The sequence below is a fragment of the Nisaea sp. genome (assembly GCF_039990255.1).
Taxonomy (GTDB): Bacteria; Pseudomonadota; Alphaproteobacteria; order Thalassobaculales; family Thalassobaculaceae; genus Nisaea.
In genome coordinates, this window is the sequence record NZ_JBDXGG010000004.1 from 480,891 (window position 1) to 498,674 (window position 17,784).

Sequence of the window (17,784 nt, forward strand, 5' to 3'; positions counted from 1 at the left end):
TTACACATTGAACTCAAGAGTCAGCGCTGCGATTGAGGCTGAATGATGTGCACGTTTTTTAAGCAATGACGAAGTCGTGATGTTATTTTGAGCATTGAAAAATGAGCATTTTCACTTGTAGCGTGAACCCTTGTTCCTAGCGCTGGGCGTTGTATCTTGCCCTTCAGGAACGGGCGCCGGGACCAAGCGCCAAGGTAAGGATCCAAAGGGCGTGAAAAACAATCTCTGCGATGCGCTGATCATCGGCGGCGGCCTGTCCGGCATCTCTGCAGCATTGGCATTGGATGCCAGCGGGCTGACGGTCACCGTGATCGACCGCGTAGCCGTGGAAACACACACTGCAGCCGGGCATGACGGTCGAACCACCGCGATTTCCCAGAGTAGTAAGCGGATGCTGGTTCGGCTTGGCGTCTGGGATGCCCTTCCCGAAGCCCCCAGCGCGATTGAGGATATCCGCGTCCAGGAAGGTGGATCGCCGCTCTTCCTGCAGTTCGATCATGAAGATGCCGGTCCGGAGCCCATGGGCTTCATCCTCGATAACGGCTCTCTGAAAGCCGGTCTCTATCGGGCGGCTGCCACCCGCCCCAATATCACAATCGTCTCTCCGGCATCGGTTGAGCACCTGCAGCGGAATGGTGAGTCTGCAACAGCCATTCTTGCGGACGGGCGCCGCATCACCGCAGGGCTCGCTGTTGCGGCCGACGGGCGCACATCCCCGACCCGTCGCGCGGCAGGACTACGCACGACCGAACTTTCCTACGGCCAGACAGCGATAACCTGCACGGTGAGGCACAAGCAGCCTCACGAGCACGTGGCATTCGAGCATTTCCGCCCCGCCGGACCTTTCGCAATGCTGCCGTTGAACGACGCGGCGGACGGAAGCCATCAGTCCTGCCTGGTCTGGAGCGAGCGCACCACCGCAGCGAACGCCCTCATGAAGCTCAATGACGGTGAGTTCGATCAGGAAATGCTGACAGCATTCGGCGAAACCCTCGGGCATTTGCACGTAACAGGCCGACGCTGGGCCTACCCGCTCGGCCTCATCCATGCCGAACGGTATATTGACCAGCGTCTGGTACTGGTTGGCGATGCCGCGCACGGCATTCATCCGATTGCCGGCCAAGGCTTCAATCTCGGGCTGCGCGATATCGCAGCACTTGCAGACACAGTCACGGATGCGCGCCGGATCGGGTTGGATTTTGGCTCGGCATCTGTTCTGGAGAAATATCAGCGCTGGCGGCGCTTCGACGTGATGACAATGATCGCCGCGACGGACGGGCTGAACCGACTGTTCTCGAACGACTCGGCAGGCATCCGGCTACTGCGCGATGCGGGGCTCGGGCTGGTGCAGCGCATCGGCCCGCTCAAGCGAGCCTTTATGCGCGGTGCCATGGGAACTGCCGGTAACCTGCCCCGCCTGATGCAGAATCCGAACTAGAACCGGAAGCTGTGCCCCGGCTACCGGTCTATCCGATTTCAAGCAACAGAGGGCAGTGGTCGGACACTTGAGGATCTTCGACGACCGTAAAGGACGACACAGCCACATGAGCATTGGTCAGCATGTAGTCTGCGTAGCGGACCGGCTTATTGTAGAATGACGTGCGTGTGCTTTTAAAACCGCATTTCGTCACGAGATCCGTCAATCCGATCGCGCTCAGGACATCAAAAGTCTCACTCTCCGGCCTGACATTGAAATCGCCGCAAACCACCAACCGGTCGCCACTCTCAGCGGTCTGCTCGACAAGCGCTCTCAGTTTGCGGGCCTGTGCCAGCCGGGCAGGTGTATCATATTTGCCACCAAGATCCCTCAACCCGTGCATATGGGCGATCGTGACCGGACCTAAGGATGGCATATCATACAGTCGGACAGCATGCGCGGTGCGGGAGCGCGGATGATCGCCGAAGCCATCCGGCGAGAACACACCATGCACAAAATCCTGGGCCTGACCGATCACCGGGATCGTCTGCCTGACGAATGTGGCGAGCCCCCATTGCGAGGCGAAAGCCTGATCGCCGTCCCATAGAGCCCCTTGGGCTGCCGGTGCGAAATAGGCTGAATGGTTAGGCAGGGCATCGCGCATGTCGGAGTAAAAGTTTGCCCGCTGCGGTAATTCTGCCTCGTCATCCCGATAAAGCAGCCACGGTTTTGGCGCCGCAGGAGTATGCACCACCTCCTGCAGGCAAAGAACATCCGGATCCAGATCTTGAATGTAGGCCACCAAGCGATCGTGAAGTCGGCCGCCCCACCCATTCAGACACAGGATCCGCATCTCAAAGCCACGTTGTTTTATCGTAGGTACTCAGAATGCATTTAGAATCAAGGCTCCCGGCTGAGACCAGCCGCTTCGAGCTCGCTGAGATAGCGTTGCCAGATCTGCTCTTTCTCGGCGCCGAGTTTGTGCAGATAACGCCATGTATAGATCCCGGTATCGTGCAGATCGTCGAACTTGATCTTCACCGCGTAATTGCCGACAGCCTCCATACCCATGATGTTCACATGGGCGCGCCCGGCCACCAGTTTCTTCTGGGACGGCACATGGCCCTGAACTTCCGCAGACGGGCTCTCGACCCGCAACAATTCGGCCGGAATGGAAAAGCTTTCGCCAGTATCGAAATCTATCTCCAGGGCCTTATCAGCCGACTGAACGCGAATTTCCGTCGGCCAGATATCGCTCGCGAAGGACTCACTCATGACTTTTCGCTCCGGCCGGCGGCCAGAGCAGCCTTGCCCTCGGCAACAGGGTCGTCGTCGCCTTTCAGACTCCGCGCCTCGTCGGGCAACATAATCGGCACTCCGTCACGGATCGGAAAAGCCAGCCCAGCCTGTTCGCTCACCAGCTCTGAGCGTCCACGATCGTAAACCAAAGGCGCCTTCGTTAGCGGACAGACCAAAATTTCCAGCAGTTTCGGATCGACTTCCCGCTCCGCGCTGCCTGCGACCGGTTTCTCAGTGCCGTGCATGGCGATCATCCTTGAGATCATCGTGAAGCGACATCTCTAGCAGGGTAAGCATCGTCTCGCCACGCTCCTGCAATGTTGGCGCCTCAAGCAGGGCCTGCTTCTCGAGAGAACCGAACGGACAAACCATCGCCAGCGTGGTCAGTAGCTGCCGGTCTTCCGCATTTTCAATGGAGTCCCAATCGGCCCGCATGCCATGCAGCGCAAAATAGTCCTTCAAGCCGCGCATCAGACGATCCCGGTCCAGAGACAGATCGTCCCGGGCATCAAAATCATCGGCAAAACTGCACCAATCCGCGACCACCCGCCGATAACCGGAGCGGCATTCCAATTCCTGCTCCACATGGAAACGGGCCAAGCCGGTCAAGGTGATCATGCAACGGCCATCCTCGGTTTCCGAGAACGACGTGATACGGCCCACACAACCGGTCCGATGGAGGCTGGCATCGCTTTCCTGCTCCTGCGGCTGGATCATCCCGATCAGCCGGTCGGTGCAGAGTGCATCCTGGGTCATCGCCAGATAGCGCGGCTCGAAAATATTGAGCGGAAGCTTGCCGCCGGGCAGCAACAGGACCCCGGGCAACGGGAAGACCGGAATACAGGCAGGCATGTCCTCTAGGCCGAGCGCGAAGGGATTGCGTGTCATGGATACCGGTGCCTCCTTTCAGATAGATCTCAGTGAACTCAGGAAAACAAAACCGCTGAAAGGCGGCGACGACCCTGAACGGTTACCGGGTCCGTATGACCAAATGCCTCAAAGAACTTTACCAGTTGCATACGGGCTTTCTGCTCTTCCCATTCGCGATCCCGGCGGATGCTTTCGATCAGAGCCTCAACCGCGCCTTCGCGGTTGTTCGACGCAAAGCGCGCCATCGCCAGCTCATAGCGAGCCTGGTGATTGTCCGGATCGGCTTCGATGGCGGCAATCAAAGCCGCCTCCTCGCCTGCATCCTGGCTTTCGGTCGCAAGTTCGAGCGAGGCGATCGCGGCATGCACTTCCGGCGCTTTTTTGATCTCGTCAGGCAAGTCTGTGATCATCTGCTGCGCCTGTTCAACCTGGCCAACGGAGACCAGAGCCCGGATCAGGCCTGCAATGCCGCGCAGATTTTCCGGATCATGCTCAACAACCTGGCTGTAAATCCCGCCGGCGCCCTGTGCGTCGCCCGCTTCCAGCATTTGGTCCGCAGCATCCAGCGCTTCATTGAGCGGAGAGTCACCGGCCGCGCCACCAGTCAGCCGCTTGACGAATTCACGGATCTGGCTTTCCGGCAAGGCGCCCTGAAATCCGTCTACCGGTTGCCCCTTATGGAAAGCGAACACAGCCGGAATCGACTGGACCCGCATCTGCTGGGCGATGGCCTGATTCTCGTCGATATTGACCTTAACCATGCGCACGGCGCCAGCAGCGTCACGCACCACCTTTTCAAGCATCGGACCGAGCTGCTTGCAGGGGCCGCACCAGGGCGCCCAGAAATCGACTATGACCGGAACGTCCCGGGACGCTTCGACGACATCGGCCATGAAGGATTTCGTATCGGAGTCCTTGATCAGATCGGCGGAATCAGGAGCTGCGTTAATAAGGGTTTCCATACCTGTCGTCCGTTCTTTCATATCCGGTAAAGATTGGCCGCAGTCGTCGCTTGGCAAGCCCCCGACCGCTCATGGCAGCCGGGCCTCGCTCAAGCCAGGGCCGCGAAATCGAGAATTTCCGGCTCGTACCCAAGATTCTTGAGGAATGCCAAAAGCGAGTCGGGTGAGACCGCGATTGTCATTTCATTGGAGAGCGGGTGGTAGTTGAGCAGATCAAACGTCAGCAATTCTTTGTCGAGCACCACCGTCACGGCGCGATCGACATCGTTGAACAATGCGTAGGGCGAGACGGCCCCGGGAATAACCCCTAGATGTGTCATCAACCGGTCGGGGCTGCCGAAAGACAGTCTGGCCCCGCCAAAAGCGGCTCCGAGCTGCTTCAAGTCGATCGGCCGGTCCTCAAGCGTCACGACAAGCCACATCTTGCCTTTACGGTCGCGCAGGAACAAATTTTTGCAATGACCACCGGGAAGCTCGCCCCGCAGCGCCTTGCTGTCTTCGACGGTGAACAATGGCGGATGGCGATGCAAGTCATAGCAGAGCTCCAACTCGTCGAGATGGCCGAGCAGATCATTCGGTGTCTTTGGGCCGGACTGCCCGTTGTCGGAGATTGATTCACTCTCGGACATAACGCTCCGCTTCCTCTTGTTGCGCGATCCGCACCACGCGATAGAAAATTCCACGTTCTGGGATAGCCGGAAAGTAGGTCTTTTCCAAGGCTTTCCTAGTGTTTTGATGGTTTGCCCGAACACACTGAAAAAAAATAATTTCGAGGCTTGCAATGCGAAGAACAGTTTGTATTATCGCGGCCTCTCGACGGCATCAGTGAATGCCGGTGGACGCGGGCGTAGCTCAGGGGTAGAGCATAACCTTGCCAAGGTTAGGGTCGTGAGTTCGAATCTCATCGCCCGCTCCAATTCCTCCTCAAGAAGGTGGATCGAGAAACAAAAGGCGGCGCTCAGCCGCCTTTTTTGCGCGCGCACCGCTTGGCCAGAAGCGCTTCACGGTGACTGATATATGCGGTTGAGCCGAAAATTACCGCACCGCCGAGCCATACCCAGACGGTCGGCTCCTCCGCGAATAGCAGATACCCCAATATCGCAATGAGCGGCAGCTTGATGAATTCGAGCGGCTGCAACTGTGTGATCTCGGCCAGGCCGCAGGCTCGGGTCCAGCAGACATGACCCGCAGTCCCTGCGCCGGCGAGACAGAACAGCCACACCCAGGTCATAGGGTCAGGCCAAGTCCATACAAACAGCGCTGGGACGAGTGAGAGCGGGCTCTGCAGCAATACCATCCAGAGAACAATCGCTTCCGGCCGTTCCGTTGCCGTCAACTTCTTCACGACCAACGCCGTGATCGCGATCCCGAATGCATTACCAAGAGCAAGCAGGGCACCGAGCGACATCGCCTCCATACCGGGCCGCAGCACCAGCAGCATGCCTACAAAACCGGCAGCAAGAGCCGCCACGCGGCGGGCGCGGATCACCTCGCCAAGCACCAGGACGGCGCCGATTGTTGCGAAAAGCGGCGCGGTAAATCCAAGCGCCGTCGCCTCGGCGAGCGGAATCATGGTGATCGCGGCAAACCCCGCGGCCATGGCCACCAAGTTGATCACCGCGCGCAAACTGTAGAGGCCGTATTTGTCCGTTCTCAACGCGGAAATACCATACCCCATGATCCAGGGAGCCATCAGCACAACGGCGAGAAAATTGCGAAAAAACACGACCTCTAGGACATGCAGATTCTCCGATGCGAGCCGGATGAAAACTCCCATCGAGGTGAAGAAAATCATCGCTGCGCTCATCAGCAACGTCGCCCGGACCGGTGCCGGCAATCTTATGAAGGCGGCAAAAATGGACATATCGAAGAAGCCTAAGGGCGAATGCGGGGCCAAAGACTATCGCGCCCTGAACCTCTTGACCAGCAAGCATGATTTTATCGATCAGAGCCTGATTTCATGATCTGGATCAAAGATCCGGACAAGATCCTGTGTTGCTTTGGGATCAGGCGATCACGCGATCATTAACGACTGCCAGGAGGCTAAAGAATGTCCCACGTCCCCCACGAGCTCGCGGATGAATTTCCGAATGCTGTTGAGAAAATTCATGAGCTGAAACTCAGCAACGCCCATTTTGCCAAGATCGCGGACGCTTATCATGAGGTGAACAGGGAGATTCACCGGATCGAAGCGGAAATCGAAACCACGTCCGATGCCTATGCAGAGGAACTGAAAAAAAAGCGGCTTGCTATAAAGGATGAGGTCGCAACTTTTCTCAACGCTTGAATCTGCTAACTCTCGGCGAGATCGGCCTCAAGCAGGTTCAACGACCGGAGATGGTTGCGGATCTCGCCTAGAGCGGCCTCGATTTCAGAATCATATCTTTCCTGCGCAGAGTTAATTGAAAGCTCTGAAGCGCCACCGTCACGCAAACACTGCTCAAGATCGGCAGCGGCGGCACTAAGAGATAAGAGGCCAAGATTTCCTGAAACACCCTTAACCTGGTGCGCCAATCTCCCCGCAGCACCGCTATCGCCCGCTTCAAGGTGGATTTTCAATTCGCCTGACGATCCCACATTTTGCCGACAGAACTCATTGAACAATTTTGCCGCAATATCCACCGCACCAAGCAACTGCACCATTTTTTCGAAAGGCTCATATCCGGACGTGGTCTGTTCTGTCTGTGCCTGATCGGTGTCCGATGGCGCGATGCCGGTTTGCTCAACCCTGGCTGCAGACAAAGCCTCATAGAGTTTTTCTTCCGAGATCGGCTTGGCGACATGGCCATTCATGCCTGCAGCCAGACACCGCTCGACCTCCGATGTCATCGCATGTGCCGTCGCGGCGACGATAAGTAAGTTCTTGAACCGGCTATCGCTTCTTATCCGCCTGGTTGCCTCAATCCCATCCAGGACGGGCATCTGGATATCCATCAACACGGCATCGAAGCGGCCGGGATCCGACCCTGTCACCGCTTCCACTGCTGCTTCGCCGTTCCCGACAATCTCGACTTCGGCCCCCACACCACGCAATATAGCCTCGACAACCTGTTGGTTGATCTGATTGTCCTCAGCAACGAGGACGTGCATGCCCTGCAAGTGCTCGGCTCCAGCATCGGCAAGATTACGATCCACGTCCGATGGTTCCTGATTTTTCCAGAATGCATTCAGAAGCTGCAGCATACGATGCTGTGAGAGGGGTTTCGTGAGCACCGCGCTGACTCCCGCCTCCCGCGCTTCGTCGCCGAGCGCGTTCGTGCTCATTCCAGTGACCAGCACTATCTTGGGCGGGGCACCTTCATCAATTGCTGCCAGTATATTCCTTGTGGCCTGGAGGCCATCCCCGTTGGGCATCAACCAGTCCATGAAGATGACATTGAACGGCGCGCCCGCATCGCGCGCCCTGGAAACTGCTTTGACTGCCTCCGCAGCAGAGCCGGCTTCAACGATCTCCAATTCCAGAGGCTGGAGCATACCGGACATAACCAGGCGGGCCGTCGGGTTGTCATCAACGAGAAGAACCCGCCAAGCTTCAAAGCGCTTGGCGCCCAGCCCATCCGCTCGCTGCGAAAGAAACGAGACATCGAACGGCAAGACCACATGGAATATACTGCCTTCACCCAGCGTGCTTTCAGCCCAGATCCGGCCTCCCATCCGCGTCGCCAGATCCAGGCAAATCGAAAGCCCGAGACCGGTTCCACCGAACTCGCGGGTTGTCGAGACATCGGCCTGAGCGAACGGCTTGAAGATCTTGCCCTGCTGCTCGACAGTCATGCCGATGCCGGAATCCTCGATCTTGAAATGCAGCTCAACGCGGCCTTCGCTTATCTCATGCGGATAAACAGAAAGTCTGACCAGCCCCGCATCCGTGAATTTGATGGCATTGCTGCACAGGTTTGTCAGGATCTGGCCGACTCGCAGCGGATCGCCAAACAGATCGACAGGCATATCCGGGTCAATCTTGATCTCGAAGACGAGGCCTTTCTCGTCTGCCCTATCTCTTGCAAGACCAAAGACTTGCTCGATAATCTCTTTCAAATCGAAGTCAGTCGCCTCGATCTCAAGTTGGCCAGCCTCTATTTTCGAGAAATCGAGCACGTCGTTGATAATCCCCATCAGATTATGTGAGGACGAGACGATCTTTCCGACGAAGTCTGACTGGTTTTCGTCGAGCCGGGTCCGCTGCAGCAAGCGGCTAAGGCCGATGATGCCGTTGAGCGGCGTGCGGATTTCATGACTCATATTGGCCAGAAACCCGGATTTTGCGTGATTCGCGGCTTCGGCTTCTTCTTGACGCTGTTTCAGCTCAGTAATATCGACCCTGAAGGATAGAAACCCGCCATCCGGCGTTCGGGCATCCTGGATCCGAACCCAGCGCCCGTCCGGCAAGGCCTGCTCAAATGCTGGCCCCGGCTCGATGAACTGCCGCATCCGCATTGCCACCCATTCTTCCTCGCGCCCGACAGCTTCGCGTATCTCTCCAGCATTCGCGGCTACACGAATGATATCCTCAAACTGGGCACCAGGGAGCATGATCAGTCCGGCACTGGGATAAAGTTCCTTGAACCGTTCATTGCAAGTCACCATCCGCATATCGCGGTCATAAAGCACGAAAGCGCCGTTCATAGCATCGAGCGCGATACGCAGCTGCCGTTCGGCTTCGGTCGCCTTCTCCTTAGCCTCGACTAGACTCTTTTCCTGCGCCGCAAGAATTTCCAGGTCACGGCGACGGCGCTCCTGAAAAAGACCGACCCCGAAAAGCGGAATCGCAATCGCCATACCGATGAGACCAACGGGAATCCAAACGTTCCAGTAGATCGATTCTGGAACAAACCAGCCGCCCTTTGGGCGACCCGCCAAGTACCAGCTACCAACCGGTAAATTTACTTTTTGCAAGACCGGCATATCTTCAAAGGTTGATTCGCTGCCCAAAAACACGTCACCGCTCAGACCGGAGCCATCACGGCCACGGATCGCAAATTCAAAGTCGAGAACGTCAGCGTCAACCCCGGCGGCTGTGAAAAGTTTGTCTGCGTCGATAACGGCGGAGACCAAACCCCAGAAAAACTCGTTGCCGTCCTTATCTTTGACGAAGACCGGGTATCGCCCGATAAACCCGGTTTCTCCCTGAACGAGAGTCAGCGGCCCGGCGAGTACCAAATCCCCATTATCTCGAGCCGTGAGCGCTGCAGCCCGCTGTTTCTCGTTCTTGCGATAATCGAGCCCGATCGCAGCTTCGTTGCCTTCGAGCGGATAAATATATCGGAGCACAAGATCAGGTGCCGCCCCGATATTGCGAAGCTGCAGCCGGTTTGTGAACAAGCGCTCGGCAATATTGTTGAACCGCTGCTGGGACAGGTCGGGATCCGTCGAGATAACGGCGGCAAGACCGCCTACAAGTCTCAGATTCGCACCTATCTCGCCTTCAAGGCGCGTGCGGAGCAGGTTGAGTTCGTCGGAAACATGACTCCGTGTTTCGGCAAAATATTTATCCCGAGCCTCCTCCATAAGAAGAAACCCAACCCCAATCGCGGCTAAAATAGCCATGACGGCCGGAGCCATTGAAATAAATCGACCTCGCATACGCCCTTCCTGACCCAAGGCCCGCTCTGTCCAGCACTGCCTCCCATTCAATCATGGGTAAGGGTCGTTACAATTCCCTTAAGATACTAAGATCAAGTGTCGACCGAACCACATCTTCGCCACGCGGCACTTGCCCAACGATATAGTCAGGCGCCAATCCTTCTTAGGCCAAGGTGCGTCTAACGCTCCAGGCTCCGTTATTTGCCGGAATTTCAATAATTTGACGCTTCAGCGCCCCATTCAATTGGGTTAGCCTGTTGTCGGACTGGCTCAAGCGTACGGTGGCGGGAGGAAATCGCATGCGCGATAAGTTGCACACCTTGAAGCAAGAACTCGTCGACAGCGTTATCGCACTCGCAGAAGAGCGGATCGCCAAAGACAAGCAGGCGGAAGCCAAAAACTTCGTCAAGCAGTTCTACTCAAATGTCGCGCCTCAGGACATTTTGTCCGAGGAACCAGAAGACCTGTTTGGCAGCGCATTATCAATCTGGTCCTTCGGCAAGACCCGGCCGCCTGGCGCTGCCAAGATCCGGGCTTACAATCCCCGCTTTGAGTCCACCGGCTGGCAGTCGCCACACACTGTCATCGAAATCGTCAATGACGACATGCCGTTCCTCGTAGACTCTGTCACAACTGCTCTGACGACCCTGGACCTCACAGTCCACTTGGTCATCCACCCGATTCTCAAGCTGAACCGATCAACAAGCGGCAAGGCCGAGGCGCTCCTGGATCAGGACGAGCCTGGCGACAGCATGATCCGTGAGTCCTTCATGCAGCTACGCATCTCCGAGCAGAGCTCTGCTGAAGTCCTGTCCAAAATCGAGGATGAACTGCACTCAGTACTCGATGATGTGAGGGCTTCCGTCGAGGACTGGCGGACGATGCGGGAGAGGGTGCTCGACGTCGTCACAGAGGTCGGCGTGCGCGAGACCCCGCACAACCGGGAGGAAGTCAGCGAAGTTATCGATTTCCTCCGTTGGATTGAAGACAATCACTTCACCTTCCTAGGGTATCGTGAGCTGGACTATTCCGGCAGTGGCAAGAATGCGCATATGGAAGTCGTCGACGGTTCGGGCCTTGGCATCCTGCGCAAGCCGGAGACCAGCGTCTTTGGTGGATTGCGGGAACTCGGCAAGCTTCCGGAGGATATACGAAGTTTTCTGATCAGCCCCGATCTGCTGCTGATTATGAAAGCTAACCGCAAAGCCCGTGTCCATCGTCCTGTCCATATGGACACGATCATCGTCAAGAAGATCAACAAGGCGGGCAAAGTCACCGGCGAGCATCGGTTTGTCGGGCTCTTCACATCCGTCGCCTACAATCAGAGCCCCGGCGAAATTCCGATGCTGCGGCAAAAGGTGCAGCGGATCGTTGCCCGCGGCGGTTTCGCGCAGGAGAGTCATGACGGCAAGGCTCTGATCAACATCCTTGAGACCTATCCGCGCGACGAGCTTTTTCAGGCCAGCGAAGATGCTTTGCTCGCCACATCAATTGGGGTTCTGCACCTGCAGGAACGGCAGAAAACAGCACTGTTCGTGCGTTCTGACCCGTTCGAACGATTTGTTTCCGTAATAATATTTGTCCCGCGCGATCACTACACGACCCAGATCAGGGAGCGGTTTGCAGACATTCTGGCGCATGCATTCAAAGGCCATGTCGCGGCATTCTACACACAGATGTCCGATTCCGTACTGGCGCGCCTTCATTTCATTGTCGCAACAGAACGGGGTGCTGTTCCCGATGTCGACATTGAGGAACTCGAGCATCGCCTCGCGGATGCGGCCCGGTCCTGGTCCGACAAGCTTCATCAGACCCTGATCGAAGCCAGGGGCGAGGAGCAGGGAAACGCACTGCACCGCCGGTACCGGGACGCCTTCCCCTCATCTTACCGGGAAGCATACTCCGCGCAGGGCGCGATTTATGACATTGAGCGCATCGAGGAAATAATGGCGGACGGTAGTCTCGCCATGAACCTCTTCCGCCCCATTGGATCGGAAGAGACACAGCTCTACCTGAAATTCTTCCACATCGACACGCCGGTACCGCTTTCCGACGTCATGCCGATGATTGAGAATATGGGCGTGCGCGTCCTCAGTGAGCGGCCCTATGAGGTGGTCTCCAAAGACCTCTCCAGCACAATCTGGATCCATGATTTCGAAATGCAGCTCCGCAGCGGGCAAAGCGTCGATATCGAGGCCATGCGCCAACCGTTCCACGACGCTTTCGAAGCAGTCTGGAACGGCAGGATGGAGAATGACGGGTTCAACATCCTGATCCTGCAGGCTGGCCTGACATGGCGCGAAGTCGCCATGTTGCGGGCGTACGCGAAATACCTGCGACAGGCGGCTTTCACCTTTTCCCAGGACTATATGGAAGAAACCCTGGCGGAGAACGCATCCATTGCGAAACTGCTGGCCCGCCTGTTCGAGGTCCGGTTCAATCCGGAGGTAGAGGCGACGCAACGCGCCAAAGCCGCAACACAGATCACAGCCGAGATCGAGGCGGCGCTCGACAATGTCGCCAATCTCGATCAGGACCGGATCATCCGCCGCTATCTCAACCTGATCCAATCAACGATGCGTACCAACTATTACCAGCCCGACGCAGACGGAAACCCAAAGCCCTACATCTCGTTCAAACTGGACAGCCAGTCCGTCGAGGATCTGCCGCTTCCGCGTCCTCTGGTTGAGATCTGGGTGTTCTCACCCCGCACCGAGGCCGTGCATCTGCGCGGCGGCCGCGTAGCCCGCGGGGGTATTCGCTGGTCGGACCGGAGGGAGGATTTCCGGACCGAGATTCTCGGCCTGATGAAGGCCCAGCAGGTAAAGAATGCTGTCATCGTTCCCGTTGGCTCAAAGGGCGGGTTCGTGGTCAAGCGCCCACCGGCGGACGGCACCCGCGAGGCGATGCAGACCGAGGCGATCGAGTGCTACAAGACAATGATGCGCGGCATGCTGGATATCACAGACAACATCTCCGGCACCGATATCATTCCTCCGGAACATGTCGTCCGGCATGACGAAAACGACCCCTATCTGGTGGTCGCCGCCGACAAGGGAACGGCCACTTTCTCCGACATCGCCAACGGTGTTTCGCAGGAATACGGCTTCTGGCTCGACGACGCTTTCGCATCGGGTGGTTCCGCCGGATACGATCACAAGAAAATGGCCATCACCGCGCGCGGTGCATGGGAATCCGTGAAGCGTCATTTCCGGGAAATCGGCGTAGATATTCAGACCACGGATTTTTCCGTGATCGGTGTCGGCGACATGAGTGGCGACGTCTTCGGCAACGGCATGCTGCTGTCGAAGCACATCAAGCTGATCGGTGCCTTCAACCACATGCATATCTTCTTCGATCCAGCCCCGGATGCATCGAAAACCTGGGCCGAACGGCAACGGCTATTCGATTTGCCGCGCAGCAGCTGGACGGATTACGACACCAAGCTGATTTCCAAAGGCGGTGGCATTTTTCCTCGATCGCTGAAATCGATCGAGACCACACCGGAAATGAAGTCCATGCTCGGAATCAAGGCTGACAAGGTGACGCCGAACGACCTGATCCGAGCGATGCTGATGGCCCAGACCGACCTGCTCTGGTTCGGCGGGATTGGCACCTACATCAAGGAAAGCGGAGAGAGCAGCGCAGACGCCGGTGACCGGGCAAACGACGCACTGCGCATCAATGCCAAGGAAATCGGAGCGAAAGTCGTCGGCGAAGGCGCCAATCTGGGCGTGACGCAACGTGCCCGCATCGAATACGCACTCGCCGGTGGGCGGATCAACACAGATGCAATCGACAATTCAGCCGGCGTCGACTGCTCGGATCATGAAGTCAATATCAAGATCCTGCTCGGCGGAGTGGTCACCGATGGCGACATGACCCGCAAACAAAGGGACAAGCTGCTTGAGGAAATGACTGACGAGGTTGCGACCCTGGTCCTGAAAGACAATTACGACCAGAGCCAGGCCCTGACCATGGCGGTCACCGAAGGCACCGCCCTCCTCGATGCAGAAACCCGGCTGATCCGTGAGCTGGAGCGCAGCCACCTGAAGCTGAACCGGGCGGTCGAATTCCTACCCGACGACGAAACGCTGTCGGAACGCATGGCGGACGGACAGGGCCTGACCCGGCCGGAACTCGCGGTACTGCTCGCCTATGCGAAGATGGAGCTCTATGACGAGATCCTGCCATCCGATCTACCCGACGATCCAATGCTGGCAGAAGATCTGATCCGATATTTCCCGACTCGCCTGCATGGCAAGATGAACGACTCGATCCGGAGCCATCGGCTGAAACGCGAGATCATCGCGACCTATGTCGCCAACAGCATGATCAATCGCGTCGGCGCCACTTTCGTCAACGCTGTGCGCGAGCAGACCGGCGATGCCTCTCCTGATATTGCCCGGGCCTATATCGTCGCCCGGGACGTGTTCGGCATCCGCCGCCTCTGGTCAGCGGTCGAGGATCTCGACAACAAAGTTCCAGCAATGGTGCAAACCGAAATGCTCCAGGATATTAAGCGCCTGGTAGAGCGGGCTGCGGTCTGGTTTCTGCGAAACGAGCGCCGGCCGCTCGATCTGCAGGCCTTGACCGGAACCTATCTTGACGGTGTTACAGAATTGACGGCGGAACTGGACAAGGTTTTGACAGACTTCCACCGCAAAGCCGTTCAGAAGAAAGCGGCGAAGCACGAGGCCGCCGGCGTGCCGAAGGAACTGGCACGCGGCGTCGCCAGTGCCGATATCCTGATTTCGGGCTGCGACATTGTCCGACTGTCCGGCCAGACCGGGGAAAGCGTGTTGCAGGTGGCAGAAGTCTATTTCGCAGTCGGGCATGAATTCTCACTCGACTGGCTGCGAGAGCGTGCCGATCACGTGGTTGCAGAGTCCCACTGGCAAAAGATGGCCGTCGCCGCCATCGTAGAGGATTTCTACAGTCACCAGTTCCAGCTAGCCGAGAACGTTCTGGCCGAACGCAGTAACGGAAAGAGCAAGAAGGCGACGGCCGGGGCCCTCATCGAGAAATGGGAAGGGACGCGTAGTGACGCCTCGGCCCGGATGGACAGGCTGCTGGCCGACTTGCGGGCCGCAGACGGTGTCGACCTTTCCATGCTTGCCGTGGCGAACGGCCAGTTCCGTTCGTTGCTTGCTCACTAAACGCGGCGGGTCAGACTCCGTGGATACCGGTCAACCCGTCCCCTCACGGAATCCGGGGCGGCGGGCAGCACTCTCCTGGTGTCTGTTCGATTGGGCGAATTCGCCTCTGCCAACGGTGATCATCACTTTCGTCTTTTCCGCCTATTTCGCGCGCGGCGTGGTCGGAAACGAGGTCGAGGGCACCGTACTGTGGAGCCAGGCCCTTACCATCGCGGGTCTGACCGTCGCCGTGCTGGCCCCGATACTGGGCGCTATCGCAGACCAGACAGGGCCGAAGAAACCTTGGCTGGCCGGATTTTCGGCAGTCGGCATCCTGGCCGCCGGGGCGCTCTGGTTCGTGCATCCAGATCCGGCGGACACATTGCTCGCCCTGATTGCCGTCGGGCTGGTGCTGATCGGCACCGAATTCGCCAATATTTTCTATAACGCCATGCTCGCCCGCGTCGCATCACCGGAGCGGCTCGGCAGGGTTGGCGGATGGGGCTGGGCGCTCGGTTATCTCGGCGCGATTATCTGTCTGCTGATCGCCCTTCTGGTCTTCGTTCAGGCCGAGACACCGCCCTTCGGCCTGGACAAGGCGGAGGCGGAGCACATTCGGGCAACCGCGTTGCTGGCCGCCGCCTGGTTCGTGATCTTCTCCATTCCGCTGCTGAAATACGTGCCGGACGATGAGCGGCAAGCTTTATCAGTTCCTGCCGCCGCGCGTGCCGGGCTGAAGAGCCTCTGGCAGACCATGCGGTCACTTCGAGAAGATCGTGATCTCTGGGTCTTCCTGATTGCACGCATGCTCTATGCGGATGGTCTTGCCACCCTGTTCCAGTTTGGCGGTCTTTATGCCGCCGGTACATTTGGGATGAGCTTCGCCGAAATCATCCAGTTCGGCATTGCGCTCAACGTCACCGCCGGGATCGGTGCTTTCTGTTTTGCCTGGGTCGATGACAGGATCGGCGCCAAGCCGACCATTGCGATCTCACTGGTCGGTCTGATCTGCTTCGGTTTCGCGGTGTTACTGGTCGAGGACGTCGCGTGGTTCTGGGTCTTTGCCCTCGCCCTCGGCATCTTCGTCGGCCCATCCCAATCGGCGAGCCGGACCCTGCTGACACGCATGGCGCCGGCTGAAAAACGCACGCAACTGTTCGGTCTCTATGCTTTGTCTGGAAAGGCCACGAGCTTCCTTGGACCAGCCCTGCTCGGATGGGCCACGCTCATCTTCGACAGTCAGCGTGCGGGCATGGCGACGATCCTCGGATTCTGGATCGTCGGCCTTGCCCTGCTCGCGTTGGTCAGGCCCGCATCTCGGCCCGCACCTGCTGCCTGAAAACGTCGATCGACACGGGATTGCCGCCTCGCTCGACATGCCAGAACGTCCAGCCGTTGCAGGCCGGGGCCCCCTGGACTGCCGCGCCGACGGAATGGATCGAGCCCTTGGCGCTATCCGATACCAGCGAGCCATCCGGCCGCACCTTGGCGAACCAGCGACGGCGCTGGTCGAACAACACCTCACCCGGATTGAGCATCCCGCGTTCGACGATATTGCCGAACGGTACACGCGGTTCTGTGCGCTTGGTCTCAACCGCCAGAAGACTGTCATCCTCGATCCGCTTAACCGCGGCAATCCGGTCCATGGCGATCTCGGCGTAGGTCTGCTCACGCTCAAGCCCGATGAAATGACGGCCGAGCTTCTTCGCAACAGCACCGGTCGTGCCTGAACCGAAGAAGGGGTCGAGCACCACGTCGCCCGGCTTGGAGGTCGACAGCAGCACACGCGAAAGCAGGCTTTCCGGCTTCTGCGTCGGGTGTGCCTTGCGACCATCCACCTTGATGCGCTCGGACCCGGTGCAGAGCGGCAGGTGCCAATCACTGCGCATCTGCTGGTCCTCGTTGAAGGCTTTCATGGCATCGTAGTTAAACGTGTAGCGTTTGCTGTCCTCGCTCTTCGAACACCAGAGCAGGGTTTCATGCGCGTTGGTGAAACGGCGTCCGCGGAAGTTCGGCATCGGATTGGTCTTGCGCCAGATCACATCGTTCAGAATCCAGAAACCGAGATCCTGCAACACCGATCCGACCCGGTAGATATTGTGATAGCTTCCGATAACCCAGAGCCCGCCATCATCCTTCAGGACGCGCCGCACAGCCGCGAGCCAGTCGCGGGAGAACTTGTCATAGGTCTGGAAGGTGTCGAACTTGTCCCAGTCATTGTCGACCGCATCGACAATTGAGTTGTTGGGTCTGAGAAGCTCGCCCTGAAGCTGGAGATTGTAGGGTGGATCTGCGAACACCAGATCCACCGATTTCTCCGGCAGTTTATTGATCAATTCAATGCAGTCGCCGACCAGAATCTGGTCGAGCGGCAACGTGTTTTGCGCCGTCATCTCTTCAGTCCGTGCCAAGGAAAGATGGCCGGAGTCTCCGGTATCCGGCGAATCGCGTCAAGCCGTCGATTTATTTTTACTAAATAGAGTCAAATACTTACAAGGTGAACACAAGATATGGT

General features: G+C 57.8%; 13 protein-coding genes and 1 tRNA gene. 5 read left to right on the forward strand and 9 right to left on the reverse strand.

The window, feature by feature from the left end; all coding sequences use genetic code 11:
• The first annotated feature begins 211 nt into the window (after nt 1-211).
• On the forward strand, nt 212-1,438 hold the full coding sequence (locus tag ABJ076_RS03000; protein ID WP_348186476.1) for a UbiH/UbiF/VisC/COQ6 family ubiquinone biosynthesis hydroxylase: 1,227 nt from the start codon (nt 212-214) through the stop codon (nt 1,436-1,438).
• 28 nt (nt 1,439-1,466) lie between these two features.
• On the opposite strand, the gene ABJ076_RS03005 is transcribed toward ABJ076_RS03000, so the two are convergent.
• From ABJ076_RS03005 to ABJ076_RS03030, 6 genes are all read right to left on the reverse strand, one after another.
• Nucleotides 1,467-2,219: an endonuclease/exonuclease/phosphatase family protein gene (locus ABJ076_RS03005; protein ID WP_348186474.1), complete on the reverse strand. Its 753-nt coding sequence runs from the start codon at nt 2,217-2,219 to the stop codon at nt 1,467-1,469.
• 98 nt (nt 2,220-2,317) lie between these two features.
• Nucleotides 2,318-2,692, reverse strand: coding sequence for a DUF971 domain-containing protein (locus ABJ076_RS03010; RefSeq protein WP_348186472.1), 375 nt, complete (start codon nt 2,690-2,692; stop codon nt 2,318-2,320).
• Nucleotides 2,689-2,961 carry a Trm112 family protein gene (locus ABJ076_RS03015; protein WP_348186470.1) on the reverse strand — a complete coding sequence of 91 codons (273 nt, stop codon included), beginning with the start codon at nt 2,959-2,961 and terminating at the stop codon, nt 2,689-2,691. The genes ABJ076_RS03010 and ABJ076_RS03015 overlap by 4 nt, the downstream gene beginning before the upstream one ends.
• Nucleotides 2,948-3,604, reverse strand: coding sequence for an LON peptidase substrate-binding domain-containing protein (locus ABJ076_RS03020; RefSeq protein ID WP_348186468.1), 657 nt, complete (start codon nt 3,602-3,604; stop codon nt 2,948-2,950). The genes ABJ076_RS03015 and ABJ076_RS03020 overlap by 14 nt, the downstream gene beginning before the upstream one ends.
• Nucleotides 3,605-3,642: 38 nt before the next feature.
• Complete coding sequence (trxA, locus tag ABJ076_RS03025) at nt 3,643-4,548, reverse strand: thioredoxin (protein ID WP_348186466.1); 906 nt, start codon at nt 4,546-4,548, stop codon at nt 3,643-3,645.
• A gap of 89 nt (nt 4,549-4,637) precedes the next feature.
• Nucleotides 4,638-5,177 (reverse strand): prolyl-tRNA synthetase associated domain-containing protein, encoded by a 540-nt coding sequence (locus ABJ076_RS03030; protein WP_348186464.1) that lies wholly within the window; start codon nt 5,175-5,177, stop codon nt 4,638-4,640.
• A 212-nt stretch (nt 5,178-5,389) separates the two neighbouring features.
• Here ABJ076_RS03030 and ABJ076_RS03035 point away from each other — a divergent pair.
• Nucleotides 5,390-5,464, forward strand: a tRNA-Gly gene (locus ABJ076_RS03035).
• Between the two features lie 42 nt (nt 5,465-5,506).
• Here ABJ076_RS03035 and ABJ076_RS03040 read toward each other — a convergent pair.
• Complete coding sequence (locus tag ABJ076_RS03040) at nt 5,507-6,355, reverse strand: DMT family transporter (protein WP_348199144.1); 849 nt, start codon at nt 6,353-6,355, stop codon at nt 5,507-5,509.
• A 243-nt stretch (nt 6,356-6,598) separates the two neighbouring features.
• Between ABJ076_RS03040 and ABJ076_RS03045 the strand changes: the two genes are divergently transcribed.
• Nucleotides 6,599-6,835, forward strand: coding sequence for a DUF465 domain-containing protein (locus ABJ076_RS03045; protein ID WP_348186460.1), 237 nt, complete (start codon nt 6,599-6,601; stop codon nt 6,833-6,835).
• A 5-nt stretch (nt 6,836-6,840) separates the two neighbouring features.
• Here ABJ076_RS03045 and ABJ076_RS03050 read toward each other — a convergent pair whose 3' ends face one another.
• Nucleotides 6,841-10,095 (reverse strand): response regulator, encoded by a 3,255-nt coding sequence (locus tag ABJ076_RS03050; protein WP_348186458.1) that lies wholly within the window; start codon nt 10,093-10,095, stop codon nt 6,841-6,843.
• Nucleotides 10,096-10,430: 335 nt separating this feature from the next.
• On the opposite strand from ABJ076_RS03050, the gene ABJ076_RS03055 reads away from it, so the two are divergent.
• Both ABJ076_RS03055 and ABJ076_RS03060 read left to right on the forward strand, forming a co-directional pair.
• Nucleotides 10,431-15,290 carry an NAD-glutamate dehydrogenase gene (locus tag ABJ076_RS03055; RefSeq protein WP_348186456.1) on the forward strand — a complete coding sequence of 1,620 codons (4,860 nt, stop codon included), beginning with the start codon at nt 10,431-10,433 and terminating at the stop codon, nt 15,288-15,290.
• A gap of 19 nt (nt 15,291-15,309) precedes the next feature.
• Nucleotides 15,310-16,608 (forward strand): MFS transporter, encoded by a 1,299-nt coding sequence (locus tag ABJ076_RS03060; protein WP_348186454.1) that lies wholly within the window; start codon nt 15,310-15,312, stop codon nt 16,606-16,608.
• Here ABJ076_RS03060 and ABJ076_RS03065 read toward each other — a convergent pair.
• The gene (locus ABJ076_RS03065; RefSeq protein WP_348186452.1) at nt 16,574-17,662 is read right to left on the reverse strand and encodes a site-specific DNA-methyltransferase; all 1,089 of its coding nucleotides are present in this window, start codon (nt 17,660-17,662) and stop codon (nt 16,574-16,576) included. The two genes, ABJ076_RS03060 and ABJ076_RS03065, sit on opposite strands and share 35 nt — an antisense overlap.
• Between the last annotated feature and the right edge of the window lie 122 nt (nt 17,663-17,784).

What these genes read in the sequence shown, in the direction of transcription:
- ABJ076_RS03050 (WP_348186458.1), bottom strand. Translation starts at nt 10,095, where the DNA reads ATGGCTATTTTAGCCGCGATTGGGGTTGGGTTTCTTCTTATGGAGGAG.
- ABJ076_RS03040 (WP_348199144.1), bottom strand. Translation starts at nt 6,355, where the DNA reads ATGAGCGCAGCGATGATTTTCTTCACCTCGATGGGAGTTTTCATCCGG.
- ABJ076_RS03020 (WP_348186468.1), bottom strand. Translation starts at nt 3,604, where the DNA reads ATGACACGCAATCCCTTCGCGCTCGGCCTAGAGGACATGCCTGCCTGT.
- ABJ076_RS03030 (WP_348186464.1), bottom strand. Translation starts at nt 5,177, where the DNA reads ATGTCCGAGAGTGAATCAATCTCCGACAACGGGCAGTCCGGCCCAAAG.
- ABJ076_RS03015 (WP_348186470.1), bottom strand. Translation starts at nt 2,961, where the DNA reads ATGCACGGCACTGAGAAACCGGTCGCAGGCAGCGCGGAGCGGGAAGTC.
- trxA (WP_348186466.1), bottom strand. Translation starts at nt 4,548, where the DNA reads ATGGAAACCCTTATTAACGCAGCTCCTGATTCCGCCGATCTGATCAAG.
- ABJ076_RS03055 (WP_348186456.1), top strand. Translation starts at nt 10,431, where the DNA reads ATGCGCGATAAGTTGCACACCTTGAAGCAAGAACTCGTCGACAGCGTT.
- ABJ076_RS03045 (WP_348186460.1), top strand. Translation starts at nt 6,599, where the DNA reads ATGTCCCACGTCCCCCACGAGCTCGCGGATGAATTTCCGAATGCTGTT.
- ABJ076_RS03065 (WP_348186452.1), bottom strand. Translation starts at nt 17,662, where the DNA reads ATGACGGCGCAAAACACGTTGCCGCTCGACCAGATTCTGGTCGGCGAC.
- ABJ076_RS03010 (WP_348186472.1), bottom strand. Translation starts at nt 2,692, where the DNA reads ATGAGTGAGTCCTTCGCGAGCGATATCTGGCCGACGGAAATTCGCGTT.